The following is a 26,933-nucleotide window of genomic DNA, read 5'->3' as shown; positions in this document are numbered from 1 at the left end:
GTCAAAGTCCTTGTTCGCTGAGCCACAGGTTCAGCGCGGCGAGTTGCCATAGCTTCGAGCCGCGCAGTGGAGTCAGTTGTCCCTCGGGTTGGCTCAACAGGCGGTCGACGGTTTCCACCCTGAACAGCCCGCGATCCTGACTCGGGTCGAGCAGTAACTCGCGCACCCAGTTCAGCGTATCGCCCTGCAAATGCTTGAGCCCCGGCACCGGGAAATAGCCTTTTTTACGGTCAATCACTTCGGCCGGGATCACCTTTCGAGCCGCCTCCTTGAGCACCTGTTTGCCGCCGTCGGGCAGTTTGAAACGCCCGGGAATTCGCGCTGACAGCTCGACCAGGCGGTAGTCGAGAAACGGTGTCCGCGCTTCCAGGCCCCAGGCCATGGTCATGTTATCCACACGCTTGACCGGGTCATCCACCAGCATGATGGTGCTGTCCAGGCGCAACGCTTTATCCACAGGCTCGTGGGCGCCGGGCTGGGCGAAATGTTCGCGAACGAAGTCACCGGCTGCGTCGTTCTCGGTCAGCCATTGCGGTTGTACGGTGGCGGCGTATTCCTCGTAACTGCGGTCGAAAAATGCCTCGCGATAGGCCGCATAAGGATCCTCGGCGCCGTCCACCTGTGGGTACCAGTGGTAACCGGCGAACAGTTCGTCGGCCCCCTGACCGCTTTGCACCACCTTGCAATGTTTGGCGACTTCCCGTGACAACAGGTAGAAGGCAATGCAGTCGTGACTGACCATCGGCTCGCTCATGGCGCGGAACGCCGCCGGCAGTTGCTCGATGATTTCGCTTTCGTTGATCCGCAACTGATGGTGCTGGGTGCCGTAGTGTCGGGCGATCAGGTCCGAGTAGTGAAACTCGTCACCCTGTTCGCCACCGGCGTCCTGGAAGCCGATGGAAAACGTCGACAAGTCCTCGACCCCGACTTCACGCAACAGCCCGACCAGCAGGCTCGAATCAACGCCGCCCGAGAGCAGCACACCCACATCCACCGCCGCCCGTTGCCGAATCGCCACCGCCTCGCGGGTACTGTCCAGCACGCGATCGCGCCAGTCTTCCAGGGTCAGATTTTTCTCATCTTCGCGTGGGCCATACGGCAGGTGCCACCAGGTTTTTTGCTCGATCTTGCCGCTGGCATCGATGCGAATCCAACTGGCGGGCGGCAGCTTTTCAACGCCGGCCAGCAGGGTGCGCGGCGCGGGAACCACAGAATGGAAATTCAGGTAATGATTCAGCGCCACGGCGTCCAGCGTCGGGCTGATATCGCCACCTTTCAGCAGCGCAGGCAACGACGAGGCGAAGCGCAGCCGATGCGGGTTGCGCGATAGATACAGGGGTTTGACCCCCAGGCGGTCGCGGGCGATGAACAGCTCTTCGGTTTCCCGCTCCCAAATGGCAAACGCGAACATGCCATTCAGTTTCGGCAACAAGGCGGCGCCCCAGGCGTGGTAGCCCTTGAGCAAGACTTCCGTGTCACCCTCGGAATCGAAGGAATACCCGAGGGTTTGCAGCTCGGTGCGCAGCTCGGGGAAGTTGTAGATCGCGCCGTTATAGGCCAGCGCCAGGCCGAGACGATTGTCGACCATCGGCTGCGCCGAAGCGTCAGACAAGTCCATGATCTTCAGCCGCCGATGGCCGAGCGCCAAAGGGCCCTGAGAATGAAAACCCCAGGCGTCGGGCCCGCGTGGCGCCAAATGATGGGTGATCCGTTCGACGGCGGCGAGGTCCGCAGGTCGATGATCAAAACGTAGTTCACCAGCTAATCCGCACATAAATTCCTTACCGGGTGTCCGTTGGGGAGGGCAGGCATTCAGCGCCTACTCAATAAACTGACCGGTGAGATTTATGAGAGTTTTAGACTGTTCAGTTATAAGGGTGGTTGAGCAATATCCTTGTAGGAGCTGCCAAAGGCTGCGGTCCAGTGCAAAGCGCTGGCAAAAATAGTGAACCTGCCACCGTCGGAAAGTCGTACCGACTTTATCGCAGCCTTCGGCAGCTCCTACAGGGTTTGGGTAATCAGGCTAATACCCCGTCATCTCCAGATACCCCGTGCCGCTGCGATTGCCAGTCACCCGCACCGGTCCCTCCCAATACGGAATCTGCAGGTTCATCCACGCCTTGGGATTGAGCGCCGTGGTGGTGATGGCCAGTTGTTTGCTTGGGATTTTCACTGACCAGCGCGTTGGCATGCTTCTGCCAGCGACCTCGGTGGCTGCCTCGGGCGTGAGTTGAATTTGTGAGCCTTGCAATAACTCGGTGTGGCCGTCGGCGTTGATCCATGTCCCGGTCAGGTAGGGCGCGCCTTGTTTCTGCCGCATGCGGTACAGCATCAGTTGTTCGCCACTGTCGAGGTGCACGGAAAACCAGTCCCAACCGATTTGATTGGCCGTCAGCGGCTGGCTGCTCCATTCGCGATCGAGCCAGGCCGGGCCGGTGACCTGGTAGGTTTTGCCATCGATGTCGAGACGTCCACCGGCCTGGAAAAACGGCTGGCTGTAGTAATACGACGCCTGGCCCTGTTCGGATTTCTGGCTGAAACCCTGTTCACCTTGCAGCACCAGCGGTCGGCTGGACCTGAGGTGCAGTTGATAACTGAAGTTTGGCCCGCGCGCGTGCACCTGCATGTCGCCCAGCGAGTTATCCACAGGTGATTGGCTGTCGAAGGTCCAGTCATCGATCCACGCCTTGAACGGTGCGGCCGTGACCCCGGCCTGTTCGACCCCGCCCCGGGCATAGCGCTCGGCGGCATAGTGGCGGGCGCCGGAAGTGACCGCCGCATGCCCCATCCAGATCGTTTGATCACTCCATCCGGCCTGTTCGGAGCCGGCTTTCAGGGCGTTGCGAAACAGCGTCCATTGCACGCCAAATTCTTCGCCCTGATCGTCTTTGAGGTTGGCGGTGATGTACCACCACTCGATACGGAAACCGTCGTGCGGACCGTGGTCCTGGGGGAAAATGAACGCCCGGCCGGGGACCACTTGAGTGAAGGCCGCCGCTTCGTTACCCAGCCCGGCAAAACCTTCGGCGGGCTTTTTGTCGTCGTCGCAGGCACTCAACAGCAGCACGCCCAGCAGCCACCAGAGTGGTTTAATCCTCATGGGCGAAGGTCCTCAGCAGGTCGGCGGGGCGGCTGCGATAGAGCTTGATCAGCGGCCAGGCCGAGGCCAGTAAAGTCGCCAGCAACGCCAGCGCCATCAGTTGCAGTAGTTGCGTCGGGAACACTTGCAACGGCAGGCGCCAACCGAACGCCTGCACATTGATCACCGCGTCCAGGCACCAGGCCAGCAGCAGGCCCAAGGGCAGCGCGAGGAGCAGGGTCAACACCGCCAGCAGCCAGGTTTGCCCGAGGTTGAGCAGCATCAACTGACGTCGGGTCACGCCCAACGCCCACAGCGGGGCGAGCTGAGCCAAACGGCTCTGGCTTTGCGTCAGCAGGCTGATAAACAGCGCAACGCCGGCGACGCCCAGGGTCAGGCTGTTGAGCGCGGCAGTGGCGGCGAACGTACGCTCGAACACTTGCGTGGACCAACCCTTGAGTTGGGTTTGGTCGACGATGCGGCTGTCTTCCAGGGCAAAGCGCGACTGCACCGCGCGCACCAGTGACGGCACGGCGATGGGGTCGATACGCAAGTTGAAGCGGGTCGGCGCCAGTTGCGGCCAATGACGCAGCAGGTGTTCTGAGTTGACCAGCAAGTGGCCCTTGGGGTTGCCGTAGTCAGCGTAGATCGCCACCACGCGCGGCGACCATTGGCCCTGCGGTACGGGAATCGACACCTGATCGCCGACACTTACTTTGAGTCGCCGCGCCAGTTGTTCGCTAAGCATCAAGGTGTCTTCGTGCGCTAGCTGATCCCAGGGATCGCCCGCTGCCGATTCTAGTAGCGGCCAATGTTGGCGATAGGTCGGGTGGTCGATGACACCAAACAAATCGCCGGGCCAGCCTTGCAGTTGAATCGACACTTGCCAGCTCGGCAACACGGCCTGCACCTGCGGTTGCTGCTGGAGCCAGGTCTGCATCTCGCGCGCTTGCGCCGGGTTTTCCGGGTTGAGGTACAGCTCGGCGGTCAGTCGTTGTTCCAGCCAATTGCTGAAGGTCTGGCGGAAATCCGAGGTCATGCTGCCGGCACCGATATTGGCGGCCAACGCCAGCAACAACGCCATCAGCGCCAGACTCAAGGCCGGTAACTGTTGTCGGCAATCGGCGAGAAACCATTGGCCGAGCACCGAGCGACCGCGCCCCAGCAAGCCGTCGAGCAGCGCATTGAGCAGCACCGGCAACGCCAGCGCGGCCCCCAGCAGCATCGTGCCCATCAGCGCAAAACCGCTGGCCAGACTGTCGCCCAGTAGCCACGCGAGTATGGCCACCACGCCCATCAGTGCGGCGACCCACGCCTGACGCCGCAACCAGCGCGCGTAGGCCTGATGCCAGGCTTGCGCATTGGCCAGCGCCAGCAATGGCAAACGCGCCGCCCGCAGCAGGCTGTTGGCGCCCGCCAGCAACGCGCCGAGCAGACTCAGGCCGACACCGCTGAACCACCACCACGGGCTCAGACTCAATTGCCCGGCGACCTCGGCGCCGTACAAACCACGCAGGCTGGCAGCCACGTCCGGCAGCAACAGGCTGGCGAGAAAGTAGCCGCTGATCACCCCAAAGATCCCGCCCAACAACGCCAGGCCGGCCAGTTCCACACTGAGACCGAGGATCAACATTCGTGCGCTGACCCCGCAAGCACGCAAGGTGCGCAGCAGGCCGCGACGCTGTTCCAGCGCCAGACCAATCGCCGCGTGAACGATGAACAGTCCGACCACGAACGACAGAAAGCCCAACGCATCGAGGTTGAGGTGAAAACTCTCGGTGAGGCGCGCCAGATTGTTCTCTTCGCCGCTGCTTTTCAGCACCAGTTGCCCGTCAATGTCGGGCGGTAAGATCGGCTTTGTGGCGGCGAAGTCCTTGGGCAGTAACAGTCGCGAAAGCTGCTGCGGCAGGCCGAGCACCTGTTGCGCGAAACCAATGTCGACCAATAGCAAACCTGGGGCCATGTCGGGCTGGGCGTGCAGTGGTGGCAGGGGCTGGCCGTTCTCGCTCAATGGCCGGTCGCCTTCGCGAAGACCCAGCGCTTGCAAGGTTTGTGGCGCGATCCAGGTGCTGCCCGGTGCGCTGAAAAAGTCGACCATTTGCCCGATGTCCAGGGTCTTGCCGGCCAGCGCCGCGCCGCCCGGCAACGACACCGGGTCAATGCCCATCACTTGCAGGCGTTGCGCTTCGTAACCCTTGAGCGTGAGGCGCGCTTGCAACACCGGCGACACCGGCCACCCGGCGCGGCGCAAATTGACGAACAGGGACTGGGCGAAGGTCGCACCGTTGGGCGCAGTCAGGCTGGCCTGGGGTTCGCCGCCGATCAATTGACTGGCTTTGGCGTAACTTTCGCGCGCCTGACTGTTCAGCGCCTGCACGCCGGTCAACAAACTGGTGGCCAGCCACAGGCCGGTGAGCACGCTGAAAAACTGCACAGGATGTTGGCGCCAATGGCTAAGCAGCGCGCGCAAGGTCCAATAGAAAACCCGCATCTCAGCGCTTGCCAGCGTCGGCCAGGCGCCCGTTGTGCAGCACCACTTTGTTCGCCAGACGCGCCGCCACCCGTGGGCTGTGGGTGACCATCAACAGGCTGGTAGGGCTGTCGCGCAGCAGATCGAGGAGCAGTTGCAGGACTTCGTCGCTGGTGGCTTCGTCGAGGTTGCCGGTGGGTTCGTCGGCCAACAGTAAACCGGGTCGCGACGCCAGTGCGCGACCGACCGCGACTCGCTGTTGCTGGCCACCGGACAATTGCTCCGGGTAACGTTTGAGCAGATCGCCGAGGCCCAGGCGTTCGATCAATTGCGCTTGCCACAGTGGATCGAAGCGCCCGGCGAGGCGTGCTTGAAACGCGAGGTTGTCGTCGATTTTAAGGCTGCTGATCAGGTTGAATTGCTGGAACACCAGACCGATTTCAGTGCGGCGCCAGTTGGCCAGTTTGGCTTCGTTCATTCGATCAAGGCGGTGCCCGGCGATGCTGATGGTGCCGCGATCCACCTGGTCCAGCCCGGCCATCAAGTGCAACAAGGTGCTCTTGCCGCTGCCCGACTCACCCATCAGCGCCAGGCTGCTGCCGTGTTCCAACTGCAAGTCGACCCCCTGCAACACCGCCAACGGCCCCTGAGGTGTCGCATAGCTTTTGAACACGCCTTGCACTTGCAGCATGGAATACACGCCTGACGGAGGAGATGGCGCAGAGGATAGCGCACATCAATTGTAGGAGCTGCCGAAGGCTGCGATAAGGTCGGAACGACCTACAAGAGGACCACCGTTACGGCCGGTGCCCAGCCGATCGCAGCCTTCGGCAGCTCCTACAAAAGATCCGGTGCGGTGCCTGAAGGCCTTACAGCTTGCCGCGAATCAACGCGCGCAACGCAAAACGGTTCGGGTGACAGGCCTCGGCCACGCTGCGCGGCAGCGGCAGGGGTTCGTTGTCGAGCCAGGCGGCGAGCAGTTCGCCGGACAACGGCGCGGTAATCAACCCGCGTGAACCGTGGCCGCTGTTGACGTACAAACCCTCCAGCCATGGGCAGGAAACCTCCGGCACCTGACGTGCGTCTTTGCCCAGCACGGCGTAGGCCTCGATGAAGGCCTCGCGATCCGCCAGTGGTCCGACGATGGGCAGGTAGTCGTTGCTGGTGCAGCGGAAGCCGGCAAAGCCCAGCAAGTCCTCCGGCGGCAACTGATCGGCGCCGAGACGTTCTACAAGATCCGTGGAAATTTCCTGCAGCAGTTGCAGATTATCCAGATGATCCTCGGTGGTTGGCGTCAGGTCGTCGCTCTTGAAATTGAAACTCGCCCCCAACGTGTGCTCGCCCAGACGCGCCGGTGCCACATAGCCTTCGGCACACACCACCGTGCGCAACGCCGCACTGGCCGAGGTTTGCGCAAGGCGAGTGATCTGTCCGCGAATGCGCTTGAGCGGCAACTCGGCACTGGCCGGGAAGCGTTTTACTTCAGCCGCTCCGGCCAGCACCACCACAGGCGCTTCGTCCAGCAAACGCTCACCGTCCCACGCCTGCCACTGTTCACCATTGCGGCGCAGTTCAACCACGTCGTGATGCACCAGCAGTTGAATGTTTGGATGCGTAGCCTGAACGCGGCACAAGGTCGGCGGATGCACCCAGCCACCTTCGGGGTAGAACAACCCACCTGAAGCCAAGGCAATGCCGGCGCAGGCTTGAGCCGTGTCCTGGTCCATCAACTGCAGCAGTTGCGGGGCAAACGCCTGCGCCAATTGCGCCTGACGTTCGGCTTCCTTGGCATCAAATGCCAGTTGCAACACGCCACAATCGTCCCAGTCGACACCGCGTTGCAGGCGCTCCAACAGACGACGGGTATGACCGAAACCGCTGACAATCAGTTGCGACAAAGCGGTGCCGTGGGCCGACAGTTTCAGGTACAGAATGCCCTGCGGATTACCCGACGCCTCCTGCGCCAGGTCGCTGCGCCGCTCGAGCAAACTGACCTGCCAACCCCGAGCGGCGAGGCTGCCAGCGGTGGCACAACCGGCCAGACCGGCGCCGATCACCAACGCCTTACGCTGCGCAAACTGCGCTGTGGGTCGAGCAAACCACGGCTTGGCCGCCAGCGGTTTATCCACAGCCTCGGGCCAGCCGACAAACACACCACGCAACACTTCCCACTTATGACCGATGCCCGGCGTGCGACGCATCTTGAAGCCTGCCGCATTCAATGCGCGACGCACCCAGCCGGTGCTGGTGAAGGTGCTGATGGTCGAGTTTGGCGCCGCGAGGCGTGCCAGTTCTGAGAACAGTTCCGGGGTCCACATCTCCGGGTTTTTTGCCGGGGCAAAGCCATCGAGGAACCACGCATCAATCTGCCCGTCCAGTTGCGGCAGCATGTCCAGCACGTCGCCGATCAACAGGGTCAAGGTCACACGACCGCCGTCGAACACCAAGCGTTGAAACCCCTCGTGCACGGCAACGTAGTGCTCCAGCAACGGGTCGGCAAATGCCTTGAGTTCTGGCCACAACGCCAGGGCACGCTGCAAGTCGCTGTGGGTCAGCGGAAACTTCTCGACGCTGATGAAATGCAGCCGCGCATCGGCCACCGCACATTGCGAAAACAGCTGCCACGCACACAGAAAATTCAGACCGGTGCCGAAGCCGGTTTCGCCGATCACCAGGCGTTCGCCCGCCGCCAACGCGCTAAAGCGCTGGTCCAGATCGTTCTGTTTCAGGAACACATGACGGGTTTCGTCCAGCCCGGAGCCGGTGGCGAAATACACATCATCGAAAGCCTGCGAGCGAGGGCGGCCCTGTTCATCCCAGTCGATTTGGGCGTTTGGCGTGAGGGTCATGGTGGGCTCGGCGACGGCAGAAGCGCGACAGTTTAACTCAATGACCCGCTCGACGAAGGTGCAGAAGATTGACCCATCTCAACGATCAGTGGTCTTTATCCCCACGGGGACAGACGATCCGCTAGTCTTCAACGATCTTGAGAGGGAGCTGTGCATGTTCGAATCCGCTGAAATCGGTCACGCCATCGACAAGGACACCTACGACGCTGCCTTGCCGGCCTTGCGCGAAGCGCTGCTCGACGTGCAGTACGAGCTCAAGCAACAGTCGCGCTTTCCGGTGATCGTATTGATCAACGGCATTGAAGGCGCAGGCAAGGGCGAAACCATCAAGCTGCTCAATGAATGGATGGACCCGCGACTGATTGAGGTGCGTACCTTCGACCAGCAGACTGACGAAGAACTGGCCCATCCACCGGCCTGGCGCTACTGGCGACAGTTACCGGCCAAGGGGCGTATGGGGATTTTCTTCGGTAATTGGTACAGCCAGATGATTCAGGGGCGGGTCAATGGCGACTTGAAGGGCGCACAACTGGATCAGGCGATCAATGGCGCCGAGCGCCTGGAAAAAATGCTGGTCGACGAAGGCGCGTTGATCTTCAAGTTCTGGTTCCACCTGTCCAAGAAACAAATGAAAGCCCGGCTCAAGGCGCTGGAAGATGATCCGCTGCACAGCTGGCGCATCAGCCCGCTGGACTGGCAGCAATCGAAAACCTACGACAAATTCGTGCGCTACGGCGAGCGGGTGTTACGTCGTACCAGCCGCGATTACGCGCCGTGGTATGTCATCGAAGGCGTGGACCCGCATTACCGCAGCCTGACCGTCGGCCAACTGCTGCTCGAAGGTTTGCAGGCGGCGCTGGCGAGGACCGAGTCGGAGCAATCTTCGCTGATGATCGGGCCGCTGCCGACCAATATCGACCAGCTCAGCTTGCTCGACAGCCTCGACATGACCTTGCACTTGGACAAGGACGATTACGAAGAACAGCTGATCACCGAACAGGCGCGGCTGGCGGGCAATATGCGCGATAAACGCATGCGTCGCCATGCGCTGGTGGCGGTGTTCGAGGGCAATGATGCGGCGGGCAAGGGCGGCGCGATTCGCCGGGTGGCTGCGGCGCTCGACCCCCGTCAGTACGCCATCGTGCCGATTGCTGCGCCCAGCGAAGACGAACGTGCGCAACCCTACCTGTGGCGCTTCTGGCGGCAGATTCCGGCGCGCGGCAAGTTCACCATTTTCGACCGTTCGTGGTATGGCCGGGTGCTGGTGGAGCGGGTCGAGGGCTTTTGCAGCCCGTCCGATTGGCTGCGTGCCTACAGCGAGATCAACGACTTTGAAGAACAACTGAAAGAGGCCGGCACCGTGGTGGTCAAGTTTTGGTTGGCCATCGATGAGAAGACCCAGTTGGAGCGTTTCGAAGCGCGAGAGAAGATCCCGTTCAAGCGCTACAAGATCACCGACGACGACTGGCGCAACCGCAAGAAATGGCCACAGTACCGCGAGGCCGTGGGCGACATGGTCGACCGCACCAGCACCGAAGTCGCTCCGTGGACCCTGGTCGAGGCCAATGACAAGCGCTGGGCGCGGGTCAAGGTGCTGCGCACGATCAATGACGCGCTGGAGGCGGCGTTCGACAAGGACAAGAAGTCGAATTGAGCCGATGAGTTTGCATACAGGCAGTGAATGATCGTCGCGGATCGGGATCGGCTGGATTTATTCTCGCTGATCTTTCAAAAACAACAACAGAACGGAGATGTGCCATGCGTGAAGTGGTGATTGTCGATAGCGTACGGACCGGCCTGGCCAAGTCGTTCCGTGGCAAATTCAACCAGACCCGTCCGGACGACATGGCGGCGCATTGCGTCAACGCGCTGCTGAGCCGCAATGGCCTGGACCCGGCGCTGGTCGAAGACTGCATCGTCGGCGCCGGCTCCAACGAGGGCGCGCAGGGCTACAACATCGGCCGTAACGTGGCGGTGCTGTCGAAGCTGGGCACAGGCGTGGCCGGCATGACCCTCAACCGTTTCTGTTCGTCGGGCCTGCAAGCCATCGCGATTGCCGCCAACCAGATTGCCTCGGGTTGCAGCGACGTGATCATTGCCGGTGGCGTTGAATCCATCAGCCTGACCATGAAAAGCGTCAACACCGACAACCTGATCAATCCATTGCTCAAGGAGCAGGTGCCAGGCATCTACTTCCCGATGGGCCAGACCGCCGAGATCGTTGCGCGTCGCTACAACGTCACCCGCGAGCAACAGGACCTGTACTCGTTGCAAAGCCAGCAACGCACTGCCGCCGCCCAGGCCGCCGGTTTGTTTGCCGATGAAATCGTGCCAATGAAGGTCACGTATCGGGTCGAGGACAAAAACACCGGCGTTATCAGTCTGGTGGAAGGCATCGTTGATCGCGATGATTGCAACCGCCCGGATACCACGCTGGAAAGCCTCGCCGGCCTGAAGCCGGTGTTCGCCGAAGACGGTTCGGTGACCGCGGGTAACTCGTCGCAGCTGTCGGACGGCGCGTCGATGACCCTGGTGATGAGCCTGGAAAAAGCCCTGGAACTGGGCCTGACGCCGCGCGCGTATTTCCGTGGCTTCACCGTTGCGGGTTGCGAGCCGGATGAAATGGGCATCGGCCCGGTGTACTCGGTGCCAAAACTGCTCAAATCCAAAGGCCTGCAAGTGTCGGACATCGATCTGTGGGAGCTCAACGAGGCTTTCGCGTCGCAGTGCCTGTACGCCCGTGACCGTCTGGAAATCGACAACGATAAATACAACCTCAGCGGCGGCTCGATCTCCATCGGCCACCCATTCGGCATGACCGGCTCGCGTCAGGTCGGGCTCCTGGTGCGTGAACTGCAACGGCGCAACCTGCGCTACGGCATCGTCACCATGTGCGTCGGTGGCGGGATGGGCGCTACCGGGTTGTTTGAAGCGTACAAATAACACTGTAGGAGCTGCCGAAGGCTGCGATTCAACGGCCGGAAGGCCGTTCCGGCCTTATCGCAGCCTGCGGCAGCTCCTACAGGTTTTTGTCAGGGTAAATCCCGCGCGTAATGCTTGGGATTAAAACGCGGCACCATCAACAGCATCACCGCCATGACCCCCGCCAGCGACCACCAGGCCCATTCGAAGCTGCCCAGCCGATCACGAATCACCCCTGCCAGTAACGGCGAAAGCCCTGCGATCAAGTAACCGATGCCTTGCACAAAGGCCGTCAGGCCACCGGCGCGGCGTGGGTTGTCCAGATGGTCCAGCGACACAATCAGGCTCATGGGAAACAAGCCGCCAATGCCCAATCCCAACAGACACGGCCACAACAGGCTCAGGTATTCGGGGCTGAGGATCAGGCCGCAAAACCCGCCGATGATCAGTAGCAACAGGGTCGCCAACACCCAACGTCGATCCCGGCTGCGATTGGCGATGGCCGGTGTCAGCAGGCCGGACAGCACCTCCATCGCGGTCAGCAGCCCCAGCAGTAATCCGGCTTGCTGATCGCTCCAGCCTTTTTCCACGTAGTAGGGCGCGAACCAGGCCAGCACGCAGGTATAGGACGCGGTGCCGAGGCCAAAGAAAATCCCCAGCGTCCATGCTCTAGGCTTTTTGGCAAAAGACTCTCTCGGGCCCGCCGCAGAGTGGCTTGCATCGACGATGGTCGCGCGTTGGCCGAACCAGAACAGCAGCGCCAGCACCGCCAACACACCCCAGAACGCCAGCCCGGTTCGCCAACTGTTGGTGACGCTCAGCAGCAAGGGACTGAACGACGCGGCAATCGCTGCGCCGCCCATGATCGAGGTGACGTACAGCCCCATGAACAACGAGACGTTGCTGCTGAAGCGGGACTTGATCAACACCGGCATCAACGCTTGAATCATCGCAATTCCCAACCCGGCCAGCACTGCGCTGAGGATCAACTCGGCAGCGGAATCGAGGTACAGACGCGACATTGTCGCCAGGCCGATCAGCAGCAGCGACAGGGCAATGGTGCGGTGTTCACCAAGCCGTTGAGCGATGCGCAAGCCGAAGAACATCGCCAGGCCCATGCTCGTCACCGGCAGCATGGTCAGCAGCGACGCGATGCCAAAGGTCAGCGGGATCTCTTCGCGAATCGACGACAGCAACGGCCCAATGGCCGCCATGGACGGGCGCAGGTTGAGTGCGATCAGCACGATGCTGGCCATCAACCACAGGGTGTTGGTGAGTGGCGGGGTAGTGACGCGAGTGTTTTCCATAACCGTACCTTGAGCTTCCAGAGCAGCGATTAGGCGGCGCTGAAGTCAGGTGCGGCTAATGAAAAAAATGGATCGGGTGGATAGACAGATCCATTCGCCAACACGTTGGCGAATGGATCGGCACGGACTGTCTGACGGACTACCGCTCGCGCATCGCCTCGGTATGCGCTTTCAACACCGGTTTGAGCAGGTAATCCATCACGCTTTTCTCGCCGGTGATGATGTCCACCGTCGCCACCATCCCCGGGATGATCAGCAACGGTTTGGCGTCGGTGCCGAGGTGGTTTTTGTCGGTGCGGACCTGGATCAGGAAGAAGCTGTTGCCTTTATCATCGGTGATGGAGTCGGCGCTGATCACTTCCAGCTTGGCTTTCATGCCGCCGTAGATGGTGTAGTCATAGGCGCTGAACTTGACCACCGCCGGCTGCCCTGGGTGCAGGAACGCGATGTCTTGCGGGCGGACCTTGGCTTCGATCAGCAGGTTGTCCTCCAGCGGCACCACTTCGATCATGTCGCTGCCGGGCTGAACCACGCCGCCGATGGTGTTGACCTTCATGGTCTTGATGATGCCGTGCACCGGTGACACCACGGTGGTGCGGGTGACCCGGTCGTCGATGGCGATGCTGGTAGCAGTGAGTTTCGACAGGTCGGTGCGTTTCTGGTTGAGGTCTTTGGAGGCGTCGGAACGGAAGGTCAGTTCTGATTCCTGAACCTTGCTCTTGATCTCGTTGATCGCCGCTTCCGCGCGAGGAATCGCCAGGGTGGTGGCGTCCATCGAGCCGCGCACTTCCACGGCGCTGCGCTTGAGGCGAAGAATTTCTACCGGCGATACCGCACCTGTGCCTACCAGCGGCGCTGACATGTTCATCTCTTGTTGCAGCAGGCCGAGGCTGTTGCGGTATTGCTCCTGCTTGGAGCGGAACTCGGCCAGTTCCTGGGTCTTTTGCACCAATTGTTCATTGAGCGTGCGTTGCTCACTGGCCAGCCGACGTTGCCGGGATTGGTACAGGCTCATCTCGTCAGCAGCCACTTGCGGGGCTTTTTTCGTCACTTCATCCGGCATTTTGAACGGCCGCCCCTCAGCCTCGGCGGACAGGCGTTCGACCTGCGCTACCAAGGTGTAGCGGTCGGCGTCGCTTTCGCCCTTGTTCGACAGAAAGCGCGTGTCGTCGAGGCGCATCAAGGTATCGCCCTTGTTCACCATTTGCCCTTCACGAACAAAAATCTCGGTGACGATGCCGCCTTCCAGGTTCTGGATGACCTGCACCTTGCTCGATGGAATCGCCTTGCCTTCGCCCATGGTGACTTCTTCGAGTACCGCGAACTTTGCCCACACCAGGCCACTGACCAGCAGTGCCGAAGCAATCCACACGGTTAGCCTCGAACCACGCGGCGAGTCCTGCTCGGCAACGCCGGCAACCTCGGGCATGAACTCAGTGTCGGCGCTTTTGCCGAAATTAAAGTAGCCGCTCGACGACATGCGTAATTCCTTATTGAGGGCTGCTTAAACCGCTGCCGAGCCGATACGGCCTTTGCGCAGGGCGTCGATCACGGCTTCTTTCGGACCGTCGGCGACAATTTTGCCGTTGTCCAGCACCACCAGGCGATCAACCAGGCTGAGCATGGAGGTGCGATGGGTGACCAGCAGCAGGGTTTTGCCTTGTATCCAGCCGTGCAGGCGCTGGCGCAGGGCTTCTTCGCTACTGTTGTCCATGGCGCTGGTGGGCTCGTCGAGGAGCATGATCGGCGGGTCGAGCAGCAGAGCGCGGGCCAGCAGTACGGTCTGTCGCTGGCCGCCGGAGAGCAGCTGCCCGCGTTCGCCGACCGGGCGATCGAAGCCTTGCGGATGTTGCCGGGCCAGTTCGCTGACGCCAGTCATTTCCGCGACTTCCAGCATGCGCGCGTCGCTGACGTAGCGGGCGCCGAGGGTCAGGTTGTCGCGCAGGCTGCCGGCCAGCAACGGCAGGTCGTGGGCGACGTAACCGATTTGCTGGCGCAGGTCGGCGACGTCCAGTTGCCGCAGGTCCAGGCCGTCGAGCAGCAGTTGGCCTTCTTCCGGGGCGTAGAACCCCATCACCAGCCGCGCCAGGGTGCTTTTACCGGAACCGCTGCGGCCGATGATGCCGATGCGCTCGCCGGGCTTCATCGAGAAGCTGATTTTTTCCAGCGCCGGAGCGTTTTGATCGTTGTAGCGGAAGGTCACGTCGTGGACTTCCAGCGCACCCTGGAGCTGGGTGCGCTCCAATGGCCGTTGTTTGGCATCGCGCTCCTGAGGCAGGGCCATCAGCGCGTCGGTGCTTTTCATGGTCAGTTGCGCTTGCTGGTAACGGGTGATCAGACCGGCGATCTGCCCCAGCGGCGCCAACACCCGGCTGCCGAGCATGTAGCTGGCGACCAGGCCACCGACGCTGAGGTTGCCGGCGATGATGCAGTAGACCCCGGCGACGATGGTGGCCATGCCGGAGAATTGCTGGATGAACAGGGTGCCGTTGGTTGCCAGCGCCGAGAGGTTGCGCGCGTGGCTGTCGAGGCGGGTGAGGGCGCCGTGGGTGGATTCCCATTTGTGCTGGCGTTCGCTTTCGGCGCTGCAGGCCTTAAGCGTTTCCAGACCGCCGAGGGTTTCGATCAGCAACGCCTGACGTTCCGCACCTAGCGACAGGCTGCGTTGTACGGTATCGCGCAAGCGCACCTGAATGATCATGGCGAAGATGATGGTGATCGGGAACGCAACGATCGGAATCACCACCAGCCAGCCGCCGAGCAGACCGATCACCGCCAACATCAGCACGGCGAACGGCAGGTCGATCATGCTGGTCAGGGTTACGGCGGTGAGGAATTCGCGCAGGCCCTGAAAGTCATGGATGCTTTGCGCAAAGCCGCCGATGGTCGCCGGACGGGCTTTCATCGCCATGCCGGTGATGCGCTCGAACAGAGTCGCGGAGAGGATGATGTCGGTTTTTTTGCCAGCGGTGTCCAGCAGGTGTGCACGGACCACACGCAGGATCAATTCGAACAGCGTGCCCACCAGCAATCCGATGGACAGCACCCACAGCGTCGAGGTGGCCTGGTTCGGCACCACGCGGTCGTAGGTTTGCATGACGAATAACGGCACCATCAGCCCCAGCACGTTGATGCACAGGCTGGCCAGAATCGCATCGCTGTACAGCCAGCGGGACAGTTTCAGGGTGTCGCGAAACCAGGCCTCGACCCGCGGCACCAGTGGTGAGCGCAAGTCTTCGAGTTCGTGGCGCGGACGGGCGAACAACGCCTGGCCGCTGTAGTTTTCAACCAGTTCTTCGCGGCTGACCCATTGCTCGCCACCTTCGGCCTCGCTGGGCAGAATCAGCGCGCGTCCATCGTCGCCCCAACGGCGAAGGATGGCGCAGCGATTGTTTTTCAGCAGGAGCATCACGGGCAGGTTAAGGGCGGCGATGTCTGCCAGTTCGCGTCGGAGAAGACGCGCTTGCAGACCGGCGCGGGCCGCAGCCCTGGGCAGGAGATCAAGGGTCAGGCGCTGCTGTTTCAGCGGCAGGCCAGCACTCAGGCTGGCCCGGCTGACCGTGCAATCGTGCAGCTTGCAGAGAATCAGCAACGCATCCAGTAGCGGGTCATCGAAACTCAGTCGTGGGTCGACCGATACGTTTTCCATGGTGGTCAAATTCGCTTACTCCGCCAAACTGCAATTATTTCATTTCTGGCAAACGCGCTTCGCTTTTGACGTCGGACACGGCAACGGCTTCGGCTGGCAGGACCACGCGTTGCTGGTGCAGGAGCTGACCCATGGTGGCCAACACGCGGTACATGGAGAACTCTTCGGTGTAACGCACTTCAGTGTAGCGACGTGCGGCGTTGTACAACTCGTTTTCGCTGTCCAGCAGGTCGAGCAGCGTGCGCTGGCCTAAACCGAACTGGTCCTGGTACGCGGCGCGAACGCTGGTACTGGTATCCGCGTATTCGCGAGCAATAGGCGTCTGGATGTGAGCGTTTTCCATGGCATGCCAGGCCAGGGACAGGTTCTCGTTGAGCATGCGCAGGGCGTTGTTGCGGATGTCCATGGACTGGTTGATTTTGTAGGCGTCACCTTGCAGGCGAGCCTTGTCGCGGGAGCCGTTGTACAGGTTGTAGTTCATGGTCACGGCGGCACGCCATTCGTTGTCGTGGCCTTCCTCGCCCTGCAGGTTGTTGTTGGCGCCAGTGGCCAGTTCTGCGTCGAAACGCGGGTAGAACGGCGATTTGGCCACTTCGTACTGGCTTTCGGCGGCAGCCACGTCGGCCTGGGCAGATTTCAGGTACGGGTTGTTTTCCAGCATGCTTTGCCGTGCGTCGACCAGCGCGGTAGGTACTTCACCGCGGATCGATGCCGGAGACTCCAGCTCGTCGGGCATCCGGCCCACGGCACTGAAGAAGTTGGACTCGGCATCGCTCAGGTCCACTTGCGCGGTATAGAAATTGTCTTCAGCCAGGGCGCGACGGGCTTTGGATTGTTGCGAGTCGGCGGTGCTACCGACGCCACGGCTGGTGCGCAGGCCGATCTGGTCGTTGATGCGCAAGTGCGCTTGCAGGTTGTTCTTGGCCAGTGTCAGCAATTCGCGGCGCTTGAGCACCTCGAGGTAGACCTCAGTCGCACGCAGGGCCAGGGTTTCCGAGGTGCCTTGCACAAAGTAGGCGCGGGAGTTGACCACGTCCTTGGTGCGCATGACCTCGTTGGGGGTATTGAAACCGTCAAACAGCATTTGCCGCAGACGCAGTTCGGACTGGGTGTAGTTCAGCGTCACCCTGCCGCTGTTATTGAAGAGTGAGCGGGTGGTCGGGCTGTCGGTGCCTTCGCGGCCGTAGGCCGCCACCAGATCGACGGTAGGCTTGTAGCCGCCCTTGGCGACTTTGACATCCTCATCTGCAGACAAGCGGTTATTGGAGGCCGCGTGGATCTCCGGGTGGTTCTCGATCGTGCTCTGGATCGCCTGCGTCAGTGACATGGCTTCCGCATGTGCACAAGCCATCGCTAACAAAACTGCGCTGCAGATGGGGTTGAAAACGCGCATGGGTACTTCTCCCTAATCCTAATGGTGTAACTCTTTCGCCAATTAATTGGCGTATTTATATGGTAGAACCGTACCAGAGTTGTAACAACAGAGCGAAGAAGATCTTTACCTCTCCCTAAGACGTTTTCTTCATAAGCCTTATGCCAAAAAAAACTTATGCGCTCTGCAATTTTCAATACATTGTTCTTTTAGCGAGAACCTTATGTGCAAAGCTCTAGGGGGTTGTAGACGGTTTTCGCAAAAGTTCAACTCGAAACACAAAAGATAGGGCGGGGCTGTAGTAGAGGGGAGAAAACGGGGTATTGCGTAGCGACAAAATTTTGTCGCCTGAATGATGGCTCAGCGCTACCCCGTTGCTTTCGCTGAACAGTTTTCTCCAATTTTGTAACGCATTAGAGCCGGTTTTGTAAGAAAGGCCGCTTGGAGTTGTTAGGCGAGTTACTGAAAAGGGCATCGGGAGCATTTCACTCCTGAGTGCCCTTTCTGTGCCCCACTCATCGACCGCTTGGCGCTTTTCTACGAGACCAGGAGCCGACAGTTGTCGGTAACGGAGGAGTGGATATGGCCAAGTTGATCGGTACCGTCACGCACGTAACAGGTGAAGTCTTCGCAGTCGACGCCCATGGCAGCCGTCGACCGCTGGTCGAAGGCGACCGTTTGTTTGCAGGAGAACAACTGCAAACCGGCGCGGTGGGCGCCGTTGCGGTCCATCTTGCCGATGGCGGCGAGCTGACCCTCGGACGTGACAGCAGCATGCCGCTGACCACCGAGATCCTGGCCAACCACGCCACGCACGTTGATACGCCGGACGCCAAAGGGCCGTCCCAGGCGCAATTGACTGACGTCGAGCAAATTCAAAAGGCCATTGCGGCCGGTGATGACCCGAGTAAAACCGCCGAACCAACGGCCGCCGGTCCTGCTGTGACAGGTGGACCTCCTGGCGCGCTGGGGGGTGGGCATTCCTTTGTGTTGCTGTCTGAAGTCGGCGGCCATGTCGATCCAGTGGTGGGTTTTCCGACCGCCGGTTTCGGTTTTGCCCCGATCGAGCCTCAAGGCGAGGTCGCGCCGATTGTCACCAACAACAACGACAACACCACCGCGCCACCGCCGCCGGTGGTCGTGATACCGCCTACGGATACCAGCATCACTCTCGATCTGGGCAATCGCGCGCTGGATTTCAATGAAGCCAATCTGCCGTCGGGTTCAGCCCCTGATTCGGGTGCCTTGACGCAAAACCGGTCGTTCACGATCACTGCGCCCGATGGTGTGAAAAGCCTGAGCATCGGCGGCGTCAATGTCATCACCGACGGTGTTGCCAACGGTTTTCCACAATCCTTTACCACCGATTTGGGCAACACCCTGACCATCACCGGGTACAACCCGCAAACCGGCGTGGTGACGTACACCTACACCTTGAACGGTCCGCAAAACGATGCGCCGGGCGATGGCGCAAACAATGTGGTCGATCACCTGACCGTGGTGGCGACCAACAACGATGGCCACTCGGCCAGCGGCACTGTCAGCGTCACCATCACCGATGACGTGCCTGTCGCGCATCCCGACACGGCCGGTGTCACCGAAGGCGGTAGCGTCTCGGGCAACGTGCTGTACAACGACGTGCTCGGTGCCGATGGCGCCGCGCCTACCGGTGCGGTGGTCGGTGTCAAGGCCGGTGGCGATACCTCGCAAGCGGTGACCACCGGGGTTGGCACTACGATTGTCGGTTTGTACGGCACCCTGGTGCTGGACGCCTTTGGTAATAGCACCTATCACGCCAACCCGAACTCGGTGCCCCAAGCGGGCGCGGAAGACGTGTTCACCTATACGATCCGCGATGCGGACGGCGATGTCAGCACCACCACGATTAAAATCGAAGTCACCGACTCAGGCCTCAAGGCCAGTAACAGTGACGGTGTTACCGTCTTCGAAAATGCGCTCGACAAGGTCCAGAGTGGCCAGGATCTGGCACCGGGCACCGTGGTCGGCAGCAACCCTGATTCACCGCTGGAAACGGGTTCGGGCACGCTGGTTGGTTCGGTGTCTGGCGGCTCGGGCCCACTGACTTACAGCCTGGTCGGCGGCAATAACGGCACGCTGGTCGGGCAGTACGGGGTTATCCACCTCAACAGCGACGGCACCTATACCTACACTCTGACCTCGGCGCCGCACGTGGACGGTACGTCCACCCACGAGAGCTTCACCTATCAAGCCTCCGACGCGCACGGCAACAGTGTGACTGCGCAGATTGTGGTCAATATCGTCGACGACGTACCTACTGCTCGCCCCGATATGGCGGGTGTCACCGAGGGCGGCAGCGTCTCGGGCAACGTGTTGTACAACGATACTCTCGGTGCTGATGGTGCTGGGCCGTCTGGTGCAGTGATCGGCGTTAAAGCGGGCGGCGATACCTCGCAAGCGGTCACCTCCGGGGTCGGTTCCACCATCGTCGGTTTGTACGGCACCTTGGTGCTGGACGCCAATGGTGCCGCGACTTACCACGCCAACCCGAACTCGGTGCCCCAAGCGGGCGCGGAAGACGTGTTCACCTATACGATCCGCGATGCGGACGGCGATGTCAGCACCACCACGATTAAAATCGAAGTTACTGATTCCGGGCTGAAGGCTTGCAACAGTGATGGCGTAACCGTTTTCGAAAACGCCCTCGACACCACCCAAAGTGGCCAGGATCTGGCACCGGGCACGGTGGTCGGCAGCAATCCTGATTCACCATTGGAGACTGGTTCGGGCACGCTTGTCGGTTCGGTGTCTGGCGGTTCAGGCCCGCTGACCTACAGCCTGGTCGGCGGCAACAACGGCACCGTGGTCGGGCAGTTCGGTGTTATCCATCTGAACAGCGATGGCACCTATACCTATACGTTGACTTCAGCACCGCACGTGGACGGCGTATCTACCCACGAAAGCTTTACTTACCAAGCTACGGACGCGCACGGCAACAGCGTGACCGCGCAGATCGTGGTCAATATTGTCGACGACGTGCCTACTGCTCGCCCCGATATGGCCGGTGTCACCGAAGGCGGCAGCGTCTCGGGCAACGTGTTGTACAACGATACTCTCGGGGCTGATGGTGCTGGGCCGTCTGGTGCAGTGATCGGCGTGAAGGCGGGTGGCGATACCTCGCAAGCGGTTACCTCCGGGGTTGGCTCGACCATCGTTGGTCTGTACGGCACTTTGGTGCTGGATGCGAATGGCGCTGCCACTTACCACGCCAACCCGAACTCGGTGCCCCAAGCGGGCGCGGAAGACGTGTTCACCTATTCGATCCGCGATGCGGACGGCGACGTCAGTACCACGACGATTAAAATCGAAGTCACTGATTCCGGGCTGAAGGCTTGCAACAGTGATGGCGTAACCGTCTTTGAAAACGCCCTGGACACTACACAGAGCGGACAAGATCTGGCACCGGGCACGGTGGTCGGTAGCAACCCTGACTCACCGCTGGAAACGGGTTCGGGCACGCTGGTTGGTTCGGTGTCTGGCGGTTCAGGCCCACTGACTTACAGCCTGGTGGGCGGCAATAACGGCACCGTGGTCGGGCAGTTTGGCGTCATCCATCTGAACAGCGACGGCACCTACACCTATACCCTGACCTCGGCGCCGCACGTGGACGGTACGTCCACCCACGAGAGCTTCACTTACCAAGCCACTGATGCGAATGGCAACAGTGTCACTGCGCAGATCGTGGTCAATATCGTCGACGACGTACCTACTGCTCGCCCCGATATGGCCGGTGTCACCGAAGGCGGCAGCGTCTCGGGCAACGTGCTTTATAACGACACTCTTGGTGCCGATGGTGCTGGGCCGTCTGGTGCGGTGATCGGCGTGAAGGCGGGTGGCGATACCACGCACTCGGTGACTACCGGGGTTGGCTCGACCATCGTTGGTCTGTACGGCACCTTGGTGCTGGATGCGAATGGCGCTGCCACTTACCACGCCAATCCGAACTCGGCACCGCAGTCGGGCTCGGAAGATGTGTTCACTTATTCGATCCGCGATGCGGACGGCGACGTCAGCACCACCACAATTAAGATTGAGGTCACTGACTCCGGGCTGAAGGCTTGCAACAGTGATGGCGTGACCGTTTTCGAAAACGCCCTCGACACCACCCAAAGTGGCCAGGATTTGGCACCGGGCACCGTGGTCGGCAGCAACCCTGATTCACCACTGGAAACTGGTTCGGGCACGCTTGTCGGTTCGGTGTCCGGCGGTTCTGGTCCCCTGACGTACAGCCTGGTGGGCGGCAATAACGGCACCGTAGTCGGGCAGTTCGGTGTTATCCATCTGAACAGCGACGGCACCTACACCTACACCCTGACTTCGGCGCCGCACGTGGACGGTACGTCCACCCACGAAAGCTTCACCTATCAAGCCACCGACGCGCACGGCAATAGTGTGACCGCGCAAATCGTGGTCAATATCGTCGACGACGTACCTACTGCTCGCCCCGATATGGCCGGTGTCACCGAAGGCGGCAGCGTCTCGGGCAACGTGTTGTACAACGATACACTCGGGGCTGATGGTGCTGCGCCGTCTGGTGCAGTGATTGGCGTTAAAGCGGGGGGCGATACCACGCACTCGGTGACTACCGGGGTTGGCTCGACCATCGTTGGTCTGTACGGCACCTTGGTGCTGGATGCGAATGGCGCTGCCACTTACCACGCCAACCCGAACTCAGCACCTCAATGGGGTTCGGAAGACGTCTTTACCTATTCGATCCGTGATGCAGACGGCGATGTCAGCACTTCCACGATCAAAATCGAAGTCACTGATTCCGGGCTGAAGGCTTGCAACAGTGATGGCGTAACCGTCTTTGAAAACGCCCTCGACACTACACAGAGTGGCCAGGATTTGGCACCGGGCACCGTGGTCGGCAGCAACCCTGATTCACCACTGGAAACTGGTTCGGGCACGCTTGTCGGTTCGGTGTCTGGCGGTTCTGGCCCACTGACTTACAGCCTGGTCGGCGGCAACAACGGCACCGTGGTCGGGCAGTTCGGTGTTATCCATCTCAACAGCGACGGCACCTACACCTATACCCTGACCTCGGCGCCGCACGTGGACGGTACGTCCACCCACGAGAGCTTCACTTACCAAGCCACTGATGCGAATGGCAACAGTGTCACTGCGCAGATCGTGGTCAATATCGTCGACGACGTACCTACTGCTCGCCCCGATATGGCCGGTGTCACCGAAGGCGGCAGCGTCTCGGGCAACGTGCTTTATAACGACACTCTTGGTGCCGATGGTGCTGGGCCGTCTGGTGCGGTGATCGGCGTGAAGGCGGGTGGCGATACCACGCACTCGGTGACTACCGGGGTTGGCTCGACCATCGTTGGTCTGTACGGCACTTTGGTGCTGGATGCGAATGGCGCTGCCACTTACCACGCCAATCCGAACTCGGCACCGCAGTCGGGCTCGGAAGATGTGTTCACCTATTCGATCCGTGACGCGGACGGCGACGTCAGCACCACCACAATCAAAATCGAGGTCACTGACTCTGGGCTTAAGGCCTGTAACAGTGATGGCGTAACGGTCTTCGAAAATGCCCTCGACACCACCCAAAGTGGCCAAGACCTTGCACCGGGAACGGTGGTCGGCAGCAACCCGGATTCACCTCTGGAGACTGGTTCGGGCACGCTTGTCGGTTCGGTGTCCGGCGGTTCAGGCGCGCTGACCTACAGCCTGGTCGGCGGCAACAACGGCACCGTGGTCGGGCAGTTCGGCGTCATCCATCTGAACAGCGATGGCACCTATACCTATACGTTGACTTCAGCGCCCCACGTGGACGGTACGTCCACCCACGAAAGCTTCACCTATCAAGCCACCGACGCGCACGGCAACAGTGTGACTGCGCAGATCGTGGTCAATATCGTCGACGACGTGCCTACTGCTCGCCCCGATATGGCGGGTGTCACCGAAGGCGGTTCGGTCTCGGGCAACGTGCTGTACAACGACACTCTCGGTGCTGACGGCGCTGCGCCTACTGGTGCAGTGATTGGCGTTAAAGCAGGCGGCGATACCTCGCACTCGGTGACCAGTGGGCTTGGCTCGATCATCGTCGGTTTGTACGGCACCCTGGTGCTGGATGCCAATGGCCAAGGGACTTATCACGCCAACCCGAACGCGGTGCATGGGGCGGGCGCGGAAGACGTGTTCACCTACTCGATCCGTGACGCAGACGGTGACGTCAGTACCACCACGATCAAAATCGAAGTCACTGACTCCGGGCTGAGAGCCTGCGACAGTAATGGCGTGACGGTCTTCGAAAATGCCCTCGACACTACCCAAAGTGGCCATGACCTGGCACCGGGCACGGTGGTCGGCAGCAACCCGGATTCTCCTTTGGAAACCGCGTCGGGCAACCTCGCCGGCTCTGTATCCGGTGGCGCGGGCGATCTTACCTACAGCCTGGTGGGCAGCAACAACGGCACGCTGGTCGGACAATTCGGCATCATTCACCTCAACGCCGATGGCACCTACACCTATACCCTGACTTCGGCAGCTCACGTCGACGGCCAGTCCACCAACGAAAGCTTCACCTACCAAGCGACTGATGCGCACGGCAACAGCATCACCGCGCAAATCGTGGTGAACATTGTCGATGACGCGCCCAAAGCAGCGTGCATCGATCGTTCGGTGACGGTCGACCATCAGGACTCGAACGTGCTTTTGGTCATCGATATCTCTGGCAGCATGAACGATGCCTCGGGCGTCGGTCATCTCTCGCGGCTGGATTTCGCCAAGGTCGAGATCACCGATCTGTTGAACAAATACGAGGCCTTGGGCGACGTCAAAGTTCAGATCGTGGTGTTCAACAACGGCACGGAAACGCCGAGCCACGTATGGGTCGATATCGATACGGCGAAAGCCTACATCGCCGGCCTGCACGCGGACGGCGGCACCAACTACGACTACGCGCTGAATGCGGCGACCAACGCTTTTGCCACCGACGGCAAAATTGTCGGTGCGCAAAACGTTGCGTACTTCTTCTCGGACGGCAACCCGACCCTGTCCAGCGCTAACCCGAGTAGCAACCACAACAACGCCAACCAGACCAACCCGAACCTGGGCGATGGTATCGACAGCACCGAGGAAGCGGCCTGGGTCAATTTCCTCAATTCCAACCACATTAACGCTTTCGCCATTGGCCTCGGCGATGGGGTGAACAACACCTACCTCAACCCGATTGCCTACAACGGCGCCACGGGCACCAACACCAATGGCGTGGTGGTGACCGACCTCAATGGCCTGAACGCGGTGTTGACCGGCACCGTAACTGGCACCGCAGTTACCGGCACCCTGCTGGCAGGAGGTTCCTTCGGTGCGGACGGCGGTTTCATCAAGGCCATCGTGGTCGACGGTGTTTCCTACGTCTACGATCCGAAAGCCAACGGCGGTCAGGGCGGCGCCAGTGTGCTGGGCGGCGCCAACCACGGCACCTTCGACACCACCACCAACAGCATCTCGGTCACCACCCACAACGGCGGCACGCTGGTGGTGGACATGGACAATGGTGAGTACGTCTACACGCCGCCGAAAGTCGGCAGCGGTGGGGTTACCGAAACCTTTGGCTACGTGCTGGCCGACAACGACGGCGACCTCGCCGGCGCCAACCTGGTGGTCAAGGTCACGGCCAACACTCCACCGGTGGCGGCGGATGATCACGTCATCACCAACGTCCTGGCACCGACCGTTACGGTTCCGGGAGAGTTGCTGCTGGCCAACGACACCGACGCCAATGGCGACAAACTGACGGCTGCACCCACTACCTTTAACACCGGTTGGGTTGCCAAAGGCGCAGACTTCACCGCTGCCGGCTTGAAAACCATTGTCTTCAACGGCCACACCAATGTGGACGCCAACCAGCTGAAGACCGTCGAACGCAGCGACTTCTTCAGCAACAGCGCACTCACCGCGCTGGTGGTGCTCAATGGTTACCTGGGGGCGAGCAACGTTTCGGCGGCCAATGCGCAAGACCAGTACAGCGTGACCCTGCACAAAGGCGAGACCGTGACCCTGGATGAGCAACATCAGGGCAGCGCCAACATCGCCATGCAATGGCAGGGCGCTGACGGTGTGTTCCACAACATTGCCGACGGCGGGACGTTCACTGCCTCCAGCGATGGCGTGTACCACATCCACGTCACTAATCAGACAGCGTCCAGTGCCCACTTCAGCGGTGATTACCAGTTGAACCTGGGGATCAACTACACCGCCGCCGCCCCGGTGACCCCGGACGCCCACAGCACCTATACCGTCAGCGACAGCCATGGTGGTACCAGTACCGGCCACGTCAACATCACCTATCAAGGTGGCGATACCTTGCAGGGCACCAACCACGATGATGTATTGGTCGCCGGCGCGGGTAACGTGCACATGCATGGCGGTGACGGCAACGATGTGCTGCAAGCGAGTGCCACGACTACTGAGGTGTTCGGCGACAACGGTAATGACCTGATCTACGCCAGTACCGGCAATGAATTGCTGGATGGTGGCGCAGGGGTCAACACCGTGAGCTTCGCCCATGCGACCGCCGGGGTGCATGTCGACCTGAACGTCACTGTGGCTCAAGACACCGTCGGCGCGGGGCACGATACCTTTTCCAACATCACCGGGCTGATCGGTTCGAACTACAACGACACCTTGGTTGGCGGCCCGGACAACAACGTACTCAACGGCGGGGCCGGTGACGACCTGCTGATTGGCGGATCGGGCAACAACACCCTTACCGGTGGCAGCGGCGCGGATACGTTCAAATGGGAGAGTGGCAACACCGGCCATGACCTGGTAACCGACTTCAACCTCGGCGTCGACAAGCTCGACCTGTCGCAGTTGTTGCACGGGGACGGTGCCAACTCGTCAACGCTGGATGACTACCTGCACTTCAAGGTCACCGGCACCGGGGATAACCTGGTGACGTCGATTGAAGTGGGCGCGGCAGGCGCACCACCGTCCCAGACCATCGACCTGCAAGGGGTCAACCTGGCCAGTCACTACGGCGTATCGCCGGGCGCGGGCGGGATAGTGGCGAGTGGTCACGACACGGCATCGATCATCAACGGCATGATCAGTGATCATTCGTTGAAGGTGGATACGGTTTGATCTGAAGGAGGGGGAGGGCCTGACACAATGTGTCAGGCAAACCTTATCCTTGTAGGAGCCAACTTGTTGGCGAGCAGCTTGACGCGGTGTTTCTGAAATGCCGCCTCGCCAACAAGTTCGCTCCTACAGGGATTGCTGTGCGTC

The 26,933-nt window shown here is 60.8% G+C and carries 12 protein-coding genes; 3 read left to right on the top strand and 9 right to left on the bottom strand.

Features of this window, described 5'->3' with window-relative positions:
* Position 1: 1 nt before the first annotated feature.
* The 5 genes from ACF0H7_RS23465 to mnmC form a co-directional block, all read right to left on the bottom strand.
* Complete coding sequence (locus tag ACF0H7_RS23465; RefSeq protein ID WP_397449237.1) at positions 2-1,774, bottom strand: N-acetylglutaminylglutamine amidotransferase; 1,773 nt, start codon at positions 1,772-1,774, stop codon at positions 2-4.
* A 249-nt stretch (positions 1,775-2,023) separates the two neighbouring features.
* Complete coding sequence (locus ACF0H7_RS23460) at positions 2,024-3,100, bottom strand: lipocalin-like domain-containing protein (RefSeq protein ID WP_397449236.1); 1,077 nt, start codon at positions 3,098-3,100, stop codon at positions 2,024-2,026.
* Positions 3,090-5,570, bottom strand: a complete 2,481-nt coding sequence (locus ACF0H7_RS23455) for an FtsX-like permease family protein (RefSeq protein WP_397449235.1) — start codon at positions 5,568-5,570, stop codon at positions 3,090-3,092. Before ACF0H7_RS23455 ends, ACF0H7_RS23460 begins: the two co-directional genes overlap by 11 nt.
* A 1-nt stretch (position 5,571) precedes the next feature.
* Positions 5,572-6,240, bottom strand: coding sequence for an ABC transporter ATP-binding protein (locus ACF0H7_RS23450; protein ID WP_397449234.1), 669 nt, complete (start codon positions 6,238-6,240; stop codon positions 5,572-5,574).
* A gap of 178 nt (positions 6,241-6,418) precedes the next feature.
* Positions 6,419-8,398, bottom strand: coding sequence for a bifunctional tRNA (5-methylaminomethyl-2-thiouridine)(34)-methyltransferase MnmD/FAD-dependent 5-carboxymethylaminomethyl-2-thiouridine(34) oxidoreductase MnmC (mnmC, locus tag ACF0H7_RS23445; protein WP_397449233.1), 1,980 nt, complete (start codon positions 8,396-8,398; stop codon positions 6,419-6,421).
* A gap of 154 nt (positions 8,399-8,552) precedes the next feature.
* Between mnmC and pap the strand changes: the two genes are divergently transcribed.
* Together pap and ACF0H7_RS23435 are read left to right on the top strand one after the other, a co-directional pair.
* On the top strand, positions 8,553-10,052 hold the full coding sequence (gene pap / locus ACF0H7_RS23440) for a polyphosphate:AMP phosphotransferase (protein WP_397449232.1): 1,500 nt from the start codon (positions 8,553-8,555) through the stop codon (positions 10,050-10,052).
* Positions 10,053-10,156: 104 nt separating this feature from the next.
* A complete protein-coding gene (locus ACF0H7_RS23435) occupies positions 10,157-11,341 on the top strand; it encodes a thiolase family protein (protein WP_397449231.1) in 1,185 nt (394 codons plus the stop codon).
* 89 nt (positions 11,342-11,430) lie between these two features.
* On the opposite strand, the gene ACF0H7_RS23430 is transcribed toward ACF0H7_RS23435, so the two are convergent.
* The 4 genes from ACF0H7_RS23430 to ACF0H7_RS23415 form a co-directional block, all read right to left on the bottom strand.
* Entirely contained in the window at positions 11,431-12,627 is a 1,197-nt protein-coding gene (locus ACF0H7_RS23430; protein ID WP_397449230.1) for a cyanate transporter, read from the bottom strand.
* 139 nt (positions 12,628-12,766) lie between these two features.
* Positions 12,767-14,107 carry an HlyD family type I secretion periplasmic adaptor subunit gene (locus ACF0H7_RS23425; protein WP_397449229.1) on the bottom strand — a complete coding sequence of 447 codons (1,341 nt, stop codon included), beginning with the start codon at positions 14,105-14,107 and terminating at the stop codon, positions 12,767-12,769.
* 24 nt (positions 14,108-14,131) lie between these two features.
* A complete protein-coding gene (locus ACF0H7_RS23420; protein ID WP_397449228.1) occupies positions 14,132-16,276 on the bottom strand; it encodes a type I secretion system permease/ATPase in 2,145 nt (714 codons plus the stop codon).
* 34 nt (positions 16,277-16,310) lie between these two features.
* Positions 16,311-17,669, bottom strand: a complete 1,359-nt coding sequence (locus ACF0H7_RS23415) for a TolC family outer membrane protein (RefSeq protein WP_397449227.1) — start codon at positions 17,667-17,669, stop codon at positions 16,311-16,313.
* Positions 17,670-18,230: 561 nt separating this feature from the next.
* Here ACF0H7_RS23415 and ACF0H7_RS23410 point away from each other — a divergent pair.
* A complete protein-coding gene (locus tag ACF0H7_RS23410) occupies positions 18,231-26,789 on the top strand; it encodes a retention module-containing protein (RefSeq protein ID WP_397449226.1) in 8,559 nt (2,852 codons plus the stop codon).
* The last annotated feature ends 144 nt before the right edge of the window (positions 26,790-26,933 follow it).

This window comes from Pseudomonas sp. NA-150 (assembly GCF_044336365.1).
Classification (GTDB): domain Bacteria; phylum Pseudomonadota; class Gammaproteobacteria; order Pseudomonadales; family Pseudomonadaceae; genus Aquipseudomonas.
Note: the sequence above shows the minus strand (reverse complement) of the source record. Positions and strands in the feature narration are given on the sequence as shown.